The organism is Brevundimonas sp., from assembly GCF_031082345.1.
GTDB lineage: Bacteria > Pseudomonadota > Alphaproteobacteria > Caulobacterales > Caulobacteraceae > Brevundimonas.
In genome coordinates, this window is sequence record NZ_JAVHLH010000105.1 from 474 (window position 1) to 8,983 (window position 8,510).

The 8,510-nt window shown below is 64.5% G+C and carries 5 protein-coding genes; 2 read left to right on the forward strand and 3 right to left on the reverse strand.

The window, feature by feature from the left end:
• Positions 1-130 precede the first annotated feature (130 nt).
• Entirely contained in the window at positions 131-733 is a 603-nt protein-coding gene (locus tag RDU12_RS08385) for a hypothetical protein (RefSeq protein WP_308684430.1), read from the reverse strand.
• A 180-nt stretch (positions 734-913) separates the two neighbouring features.
• On the opposite strand from RDU12_RS08385, the gene RDU12_RS08390 reads away from it, so the two are divergent.
• Positions 914-1,174 carry a helix-turn-helix transcriptional regulator gene (locus RDU12_RS08390; protein ID WP_308684431.1) on the forward strand — a complete coding sequence of 87 codons (261 nt, stop codon included), beginning with the start codon at positions 914-916 and terminating at the stop codon, positions 1,172-1,174.
• Between the two features lie 13 nt (positions 1,175-1,187).
• Here RDU12_RS08390 and RDU12_RS08395 read toward each other — a convergent pair whose 3' ends face one another.
• Both RDU12_RS08395 and RDU12_RS08400 read right to left on the reverse strand, forming a co-directional pair.
• Complete coding sequence (locus RDU12_RS08395; protein ID WP_308684432.1) at positions 1,188-1,454, reverse strand: hypothetical protein; 267 nt, start codon at positions 1,452-1,454, stop codon at positions 1,188-1,190.
• A 339-nt stretch (positions 1,455-1,793) separates the two neighbouring features.
• Positions 1,794-6,419 (reverse strand): hypothetical protein, encoded by a 4,626-nt coding sequence (locus RDU12_RS08400; RefSeq protein ID WP_308684433.1) that lies wholly within the window; start codon positions 6,417-6,419, stop codon positions 1,794-1,796.
• Positions 6,420-7,248: 829 nt separating this feature from the next.
• Between RDU12_RS08400 and RDU12_RS08405 the strand changes: the two genes are divergently transcribed.
• A complete protein-coding gene (locus RDU12_RS08405; RefSeq protein ID WP_308684434.1) occupies positions 7,249-8,394 on the forward strand; it encodes a hypothetical protein in 1,146 nt (381 codons plus the stop codon).
• Positions 8,395-8,510 lie beyond the last annotated feature (116 nt).

Here is an 8,510-nt window from a genome sequence, read left to right on the forward strand (position 1 = left end):
TTGAGCTGCCGCCCCCGTGCGGAGGCATCGCTTCGGCTATCGGCGGTGAAGAGGACGCGCTGTCTCGATCTGAACAGGAAGCGAGCGTGAGTGCGGCAACCGCCGTGACTGCCAGAGACATCCGCTTCATCTACGGCTCTCCATTCCGGGTGCGCTGGACGACGAGCGACTCTTGCGAGCCGCCGACTTCGTAGAAGACGAGCAGGGCAGTCTGGCCGGTGACGGCGGGCACGAACAGAAGGCCCGAGGTGCTGGTCCCTGGCGCGATCGGTCCGGCCTGGATGCCCTCCCGGTTCAGCCGTTCGACCGTCCTTCCCATCCGATCGGCCATGAACATCGGACCGAAGACGATGGCGGCTCCGCTCACGAGCGCCGCGGGCGGAAACAGCAGGGACCCGATGACCATGCCGGCCGTTCCGACGCCCACGATGCCTGCAGTGGTCGCAACCATGCTCGGCGGCTTCAAGAGTTCCCCTGCCGACCGGGCCGACCCGATCACCGTGCCGTCAGCCAATTGCTCCTTGGCTTCCGTGAACGTGATCGTACGGTTGCCGGTGTTGGCGATGGTCAGCCGGATCTGAAGCCAGTTGGGGTCGCCGGGGATGAAGTCCGGATCAGCGAAACCGACCACACTAGCGACGGTGACGCTGAGGTCCCGATTTGACGCCGGCAGATAGGCGAAGCTTTCGGTTGGCGCTCGGGCCTGCCGGCTTGGGAAACCTGGCATATCCATCCCCGGCATCCCTGCAGAAGCGCACCCACCAAGGAGCAGCAGAGCGGCCCCTGACACTGACAATGCTCGCATTGTTTCCCCCTCGCCGCGTAACTGCTCGGCAATCAATGTCCCCATAACGGGGACACTCTAGGGAACGCTTACCAAAGACCGCTTGAGTTGGGAAGCGGCGTCAGGCGAATGCAAAGATCGTGGGTCAGTTCGCCGGATTACCGAGCTGTTGTTGAAACGCTCCGGGCCGCTCGAACCGAGAAGGGGTTGTCACAGCGCGAAGTCGCTCGCCGGCTGGGCAAGCATGTCTCGTTCTTGAACAAGATCGAGCTCATCGAGCGGCGGATCGACGTCCTTGAGTTCGTCATGCTCTGCCGGGCCCTGGAGATCGACCCCCACGCATTGCTCGACCGGATTATGACGGGGCTTTCGGACCAGCCTGACTTTTAGGCCACGCCTGCCGCTACCACGTCTCCACCGCCTTCAGCCGTCCGTCAGTTCTGACAATGGCCATAGGGCTCGTCTCCGGCGCCCCCGCCCCCAGAAGCAGGTACAGCGGCCCCACATACCCCGGACCGTCAGTCTGATAGTCAAAGCGGACACCGTAGGCGTACTCCGCCAGCCACGCAGCCGGATCCTCCTCATCCTCAAGCCCAAAACCCTCCTGCACAGCCCGCACAGCTGCCACCTCCTCCCACTCCTGGGCGGTTAGTTCGTATGGTTTGTTCATATGCCCCGGACTCTACCACAGACCGGGAAATGGCGCCGCAAGGGGAGGGGATATCGCCGGCGCGGCGGGAAGTCCCTCGCGCCTAGAGGTGAGGACAAAGGGAAGGGGAGTTGTGGCGCGAGCCGCGGGCTCAGTGGGGTTGTCGGCTCCTAACTCGACACGGACGTTACAAAGGTCCGCTTTGCGCATCATGGACAGTGCGATCGTGTCCTTCTGCGACGACGAGTTTGGCGACGTCGACCGCGTTGAAAGGTTGATCAGCGCAGGTACGAAGTAAGACACTTCGTACGGACTGCCAGCCTCCCATCTCAGATGCGAAGGTAGGTCGGCGTGCGCGGATCAGGTCTCCGACAAGCTGAAGATCACGCTCGGGGTCTTGTCACCGCACAGCGTCTTTTCCCGATGCGAAACCCAGCGGCCTGAGCGACGCCGGACGTCGTCCATAAGCGTTGAGCCGAAGGTCCCGATCGCGGATCCGGTGCGGGCGATGTCGGACTCCCAGAGTTCAAACCGCCCGTCGACGATCTTGTTGAACAGGACGCTGTAGCGCCAGTAGTCGGCGGGGGCGTCGGCGGCGGCCATCTTCTCGAACCAGATCTTGGCCCACCGATTCCGCTCGTAGGCGTAGAGGGCCGCTTCTCTCGCCTTAGAGATCAGGCCTTCGTTGATGGTCGGGCGCGACAGCTCCTGCGTCGCCAACGGGCTTTCAAGCCCAAAACCGAGCACCATGAGCGCCCGGGCCTGATCGGCGGGCACAGGGCTTTGTAGCTTGACCCGGGCATACCGATCCAGGAACGCCGCCTGATCGGAGACCAGGGCCGCCAGGATCTCCCGGGCCAATCCCTCGTCGGAAACTGCGTCGTCGAGCCGGGCCGTGCGCAGGGCGTCCATCTCGACGCCCGGCGCAGACCCCCAGACCGAGAGCGACTCGAGCGACAGGGCGGCGGGACCGAATGTCAGGCGGACAATGCCGGTCTCTCCAGCCATGGCTCCGAAAAGGCCGGCCGCCAGGGCGGGTTCATCCTTCGAGAGGCCTCGGGCGAGGCGCATGGCGAAGTTGGCCACTCGGTTCCGCTTGCGCGGCTCCAGACCAAGCAGCGTCGTCGCCAGGACACGGGCGTCTGACGGCGAGGCGGTGATCAACGCCTCGACCCCGGCGGAGCCAACGTCTTCGACCATGATCCTCGCCTGGGCCGGCGTCAGCGTCGCCTGAAACGTTTTGAAATTCGCCCAGCCGGACTTCTGCCGCGCGTCGAACGCCTCGTCGGTCTCATTCAGCCGCGCGACGAAGCCCTCGAAACCGGACGCCGGTTCCGGTTCGACCAGTTCGAACAAGCCGGGCTTCAACGCTGGGGGGACCTTCTGCAGGACGACCGGCGGGGTGAAGTCTAGCTCAAGCTCCAGCGTTGCGGCGATGGCGAGACGCAGCCGCCCGGTCACCAGCTGGCCAAGCTCCGGTCCGACCTCGTCCGCCGCATGCCCCCACAGCTCGGATGTCGTCTTGTCGAGGAGGGCTTCGTGGGTGATCAGTCCAAGCTTCGCGGCTGCGATCATCACGAGCGAGCCGTACCAGGCCTCGAACTTGTTATCCCGGGCGTCGATATCGACCTTGGGCCACCCGCTGTCGACGACACGGCGGATCAAGGCCTCGTCGTTGAGGTGGGCGATGACGTCCATGGCGATAGCGCGGACCGAGTCATGGTCGCCGACCGCGAGATCGCCGACGATCTCCCGAGCCCGCGCGGTCAACGTCGACCCTGAACTCCGGGCGATGACGAGCGCGGCTAGCTGCCGATTGCTGTCGTTCGATGTCAGCGCGTTCTCCAGGGCCGCCTCAAGCTTTTCAGGGGAGGCGGGCCGAACCACCTCGGCCAACTTGATCAGAGGCGGTCCGTGCGGGGGCAGGGCGGTCAGGGCGTCGATCTGGGCGTCGCCGTCAAAATGGGGCAGGCCAATCTGCAGCGAATACTGGGCGCTTACCCAGTTCTCGCGGGACTGGGCGTCCTCGGGGTCCCGCGGCGAGCTCAGGTCGGCCGCCATCTTCAGGAACCGGGCCGCGGTCTCCGCATCCAGCGCCGCGCTGTCCGCCTCCAGCCCGGTGATCCCGAGCCGCTGCATCTTGGTCGACCCGTCGAGCACTGCATTGGCGTACTCCCGCAGCTTGGCGACGGCGACCCCGGGCATGAAGCGCGCGAGACCCGGGCGAGCGTCCCTGAAGAAGTGGTCCTCGCTGCCCATCGATCGGCTCTTGGTCAGCTCCGCGACATCCAAGTCCGCATAGCCGACCGCGGTTTCGGCGATGTTGTCCGGCTGCGTCGCATCGGGATCGCAGGGATCGGAGGCGCAGTATTTCTCGACAAGTCGCCATCCGGGGAAGTGCGTTCGGTCAGCCGTCAGTTCTTCGACCAAGGCCTTGGCCTGCTCAGCATCCGCTTCCCGGCTGAGCGCCCGAAGCAGCTGCACGCGCGCCCAGCGCGCGGTGGAGGACGCCGCAGGGTCAACGAGGACGTCAGACGCCGCGATCATCTCTCCCTCGGCGTCAAGCCAGTCGATCCGATTGAATCGCACCAGGGCCAGGAACTGGTCGTGGGGATCGTTGTAGCTCGAGTTCAGCACCATGGAGTAGGCGCAGGCCACAAGGGCTTCGGCGAACGGTGCCAGCGCGCGTCCTGCGATGAGTTCCAACGCCTCGCGCTGCAGCTCGGACGGGTCGCCGTCGATCCGGCGCATCTTCTGCTCAAGGAACGTCTTTTCCGCGGGGGACAGGCCCTTGAGCCGCTTCTTCAGCTTCTTCGTCTGCGCGACCAACTTCTTGGCGTAGACCTCGGCCCCCTCATGTTTGGCCGAGAACATCAGGCCGACTTCGGGCGCGAGGCTGTAGGACCGCAGCCAGTCGATCGCATATCGCGCGATGACGTCCCAGCACCGTTCCACGGTGCGAACATCGCGGAGGGCCCCGGACAACCAGTCGGCGTTTGCGATATGGCGCGACGTCGTGACGGCGTCCTGAAGTGCCAAGAGCGCCGCCTCCGGTGCGTTCCGCACGACGGTCCGGAAGGGGTCGTAGAGCTCGCCGCCGATATTCTGGAGGGTCAGGAAGCCGACCATGAGCGCCGACCGGATCGCGTTCGGACAAGTTTCATCCACGCTCGCCGCCATTGCGGCGGCCAGAACGGCGTCTGCGGTCTTGTCCAGCGCCGCGACAGGCTCCAGCACCCGCTCCAGCTCCTCCGCCACATCCCGCCCGTTTCTGTCGGCGCCGCGCAGCGCGCTGAGGAGCGCCAGACCGAGCGCCAGCGTCAGGCCGGTGTCCGAAAGGCTGTACAGGCCCGCCTCGCCCTCGACCGGCTTGAAGAAGTGTTCGGTCGTCACCGCCATGAGATCGGGGGTGAGGATGTAGGGCGCCGCCGGCCCGGCCATCTGATCGAAGATCAGCCGATCTTCGGTGCGCTGGCTCTTCACGCGTTCGAGGATTTCCTTCGCGTGTAACGACAGCCGTCGGGCGAACTGCTCGGCCGTCTCCGGCGTCTCGCCGTCGCGGGCCCCTGTGCGGATATGTTCGAAAAGCAGCCGCTCGACGCTGAGCTCGGTGAAGTTCTGGATCTGGGCGTTGTCTAGAAGTTCGAACGCGATCGCGAGGATCCGGGGATTGCGGAGCCGGGCGTGGACGTCGGGCGCAACTTTGGCCGGATCAATCCCCTTTTCCTTCAGGATCTCGTCCAGCTCCGCCTTGGCCCACTCAGGGACGTCGATCATCTTGATGTCGGTGTTCAGGCTGCGCCTCAGCCGTTCGTCGAAGAAGGTTCGGCGCACGGTGATCACGAGCGCGCCGCCCATGTCGGCGATTTGCGCGGCCGCATCGTCGAGCCAGCGCGGCCATTCAAAGCGGGGCTGTTGGTTTAGACCGTCGACACAGACGAGGAATCGAGGCCCATCTTCGCTCGGCGCGTCTTTCCAACGCTTCAATCGCGTCTTCCAGCGATTGCGGGTCAGATCCGTGTCGTCGTCGCCGGTCTGCTCCAGGATCTTGCTGATCAGGAAATAGCTGAACTCGCCGTAGGCGGCCGCTGTGCGCATATCGCCGGCTGACACGAAGACCGCCAGAGGCCGCGGCGTCATCTGCAGCCAGCTGTCGGCCACCAGCCAGGTTTTGCCCTGGCCTTCGCCGCCGACGACGGCAAGCACGCGTCTGCTCGGCGACGCCAGGAGTTCGCTCTTCAGCGAGGCCGTCAGACTGTTACGCGGCCGGTGCGCCATGGCCGCGTCCGCCTTGGGCGAAACCGCCTGGCCGAAGGCCGCGCGGGCCCGCGCCCGGTCCGAGAACCTGTCGTCCAACCAGGTCTGGTTGGCCACGACAGCGTTGGCCATGCCCATCGACGCCGCATGCAAGTTGGCCTTGAAGGCGGCGATCGGCGCCTCGAACGCGTCGGACTTGGCCAGGACCTTCAACGCCGCACGCGCCTTCTTCGCCATCCCGGCTTCGGCGAGATGGCTAGTCAGAAAGACGCCCGCCTCCTTGGCGGCTGCCGCGCAGGCGACCGCGAGCGGCGGTGCCGAGGATGTCTCCGGCCAGTCGAGGACCTCAACGGCAATGCCGTTCTTCCTGGCCGCCCCCTCCATGGGGTCGAGGAGTTGAGTGCTGACCTCTACGGTTGCCCCCAAAAACCAGACGTCCGGCGGCGTCGATGCATCGATCAACCGGGTGATCTTCGTGAGTACCTCATTGTCAGGGAGTTTGCCGGTGTAGAGCTTGGCTTCAAATGCGATCTGACCGTCGCGAGCTAACGTTGCGCCGTCCTTCCCGTTCTGCAGCCCGGACTTGGCCAAGCGGAACGGGCGCCCGGACGCCGCTGACAGCACCTTCGCCAGAAGGCCCTCGAACCCTTTCGCACCCGCCGGCTTTAGTGCGAGCAGAGCGGCCATCAGATCGGCGAGCGCCTTGATGTGGGCGGATGGCTTGGCCATGCGGCGTTCCTCAATCGCTTGGAGACCTGGTCGCGGTCTCCCTTTGCAGCCGGGCGTGGAGCGACCAGCATGCTAGGCCTTCCTGTGCCCATAGCGCGACCAACTTATCATGCAGATCTGCCGCCACTTACGTCAGCGGCACCTTATGGTTCGAACCAGTCCACTCAGGCTCGTCTGAAATCATCCAGCTCACAGGTGGAATTGAATTCGGGCCAAAGTCATTCCGGTCAACTCGGACCGTGCGGTAACCAGCAGAAGCTTTGATCGCTCTCGTCACCTTGGGGGTAACGGAAAAGTTTGACTCAAGGCGGCATTGGGAAGGTCCGCTTGTCGCTCGCGCCTGCACCCAGACTATCGCCCTAACTCATTACGGGCAGGCGGCACCTTCTCTTGCGTCCGAAAATACTCGACACACAAGATGTAGACGACTAGAACGAATCACAGGATGATGGTGATCTGGGCTAAAAGCCCTTTTGGTTACGGGGCGACTCGGCCTATGCCATGGGCGTAGGCGAGGCCTCGAGCCCCCGTTCGCGGGGTGATTGATCGCCAACATCGATGATGTGGTCAGTCAGCTTTGCTGGCTTGTCACAGCAACGGTCGATCCCCACATGGATCAGCTCGGCCGTTTTGTGAGCGTATGTTGAGTTGCGTATGGCGGGAAGAGAGCGGCCCGAACTTTGCCGGAACGGTAAGCCGCCCTCTCCCCTTTTTCCCGACTCGCAAGGGCCGGTGACCGACCTTTATCGGGGGGACCGTTAAGAAACAACGGAGCCGCCTGATATTCTTCGGCACGGCAGGCGCGGGTTTCTCACCCGTTGGAGCCTTTATGCCCAAGCTTACCTTCTTCCCGCTGAACAACGCGGACTGCTGCCTGCTCGATCTGGCCGGCGGCGAAAAGATCATCTTCGACTACGCCCACCAGAAGGACGCAAACGATCCGAACGATCTGCGGATCGACCTGGAGAAGGCAATCCGCGATGACCTGAACGCCGCCCGGCGCAAGGATGTCGACGTTTTCTGCATCACCCACCTGGACAAGGATCATATCTGCCGGTCCAGCGAGATTTTCTGGCTGGAGCACGCGACCTGCTACCAGGGCGACGACCGCTTCAAGATTAAGGAGCTGTGGGTTCCGGCCTGCGTGATCCTCGAAGACGGCCTCGTCGATGAGTCCCGCATCTGGCGACAGGAGGCACGTCACCGCCTGCGCGAAGGCAAGGGCATCCGGGTGTTTTCGCGCCCCGAGGTGCTGCGCAAGTGGCTCGAATCTCAGGGCCTCGACTTCGACTCCCGCAAGCATCTGTTCGTCGATGCCGGAACCCTCGTGCCGACCTACAACCTGGGCGCTCACGGCGTGGAGTTCTTTGCCCACTCGCCCTTCGCCAGTCGCCTCGACAACGGCGAGCTGATGGACCGCAACACGGACGGCATCTTCGTGCAGGCCACGTTCGAGGTGCTTGGCAAAAAGACGCGGCTGATGCTCGGGGCCGACGCCGACTACGAGGTGCTGAGCGCCATCGTCGACATCACGAACTATCACGGCCGCCCGGAGCGGCTGGAGTGGGACGTGTTCAAACTGCCCCATCACTGCTCGTACCTGTCGCTCGGGCCCGAGAAAGGCCGGGAGGAGACGACGCCGGTGGACCAGGTGAAGGAGCTCTACGAGATCCACGGCCAGCGGCGCGGCATCATCGTCTCGACGAGCAAGCCGATCCCGCAGACCGGCAGCGACACCCAGCCGCCCCATCGCCAAGCGGCGAACTACTATCGCCGCATCACCGGGTTCAACGGCCTGGGCGGCGACTTCAAGGTGACGATGGAGCATCCGCGAGCATCTGCGCCGAAGCCGCTGGTAGTCGAGATCGATCACACCAAGGCGCGCATCGTCGCGGCGGTCTCCGCCGGTGCCGGAGCCATGACCGGCGCCGCAGCCCCGCGCGCCGGACATCGTCCGATCTTTCGTCTGGTTTGAGTCGGAGGGTGGGCGATCCGACGACAGCGATGCTGGAGACGTGGTGCGGTCCCGTCATCGAACCGGAAGCGGCCACGGCGAGGAAGGCCGCGAACTCGCGTGCCTTCCTCGCCGTG

What these genes read in the sequence shown, in the direction of transcription:
- RDU12_RS08385 (WP_308684430.1), bottom strand. Translation starts at nt 733, where the DNA reads ATGGATATGCCAGGTTTCCCAAGCCGGCAGGCCCGAGCGCCAACCGAA.
- RDU12_RS08395 (WP_308684432.1), bottom strand. Translation starts at nt 1,454, where the DNA reads ATGAACAAACCATACGAACTAACCGCCCAGGAGTGGGAGGAGGTGGCA.
- RDU12_RS08405 (WP_308684434.1), top strand. Translation starts at nt 7,249, where the DNA reads ATGCCCAAGCTTACCTTCTTCCCGCTGAACAACGCGGACTGCTGCCTG.
- RDU12_RS08390 (WP_308684431.1), top strand. Translation starts at nt 914, where the DNA reads ATGCAAAGATCGTGGGTCAGTTCGCCGGATTACCGAGCTGTTGTTGAA.
- RDU12_RS08400 (WP_308684433.1), bottom strand. Translation starts at nt 6,419, where the DNA reads ATGGCCAAGCCATCCGCCCACATCAAGGCGCTCGCCGATCTGATGGCC.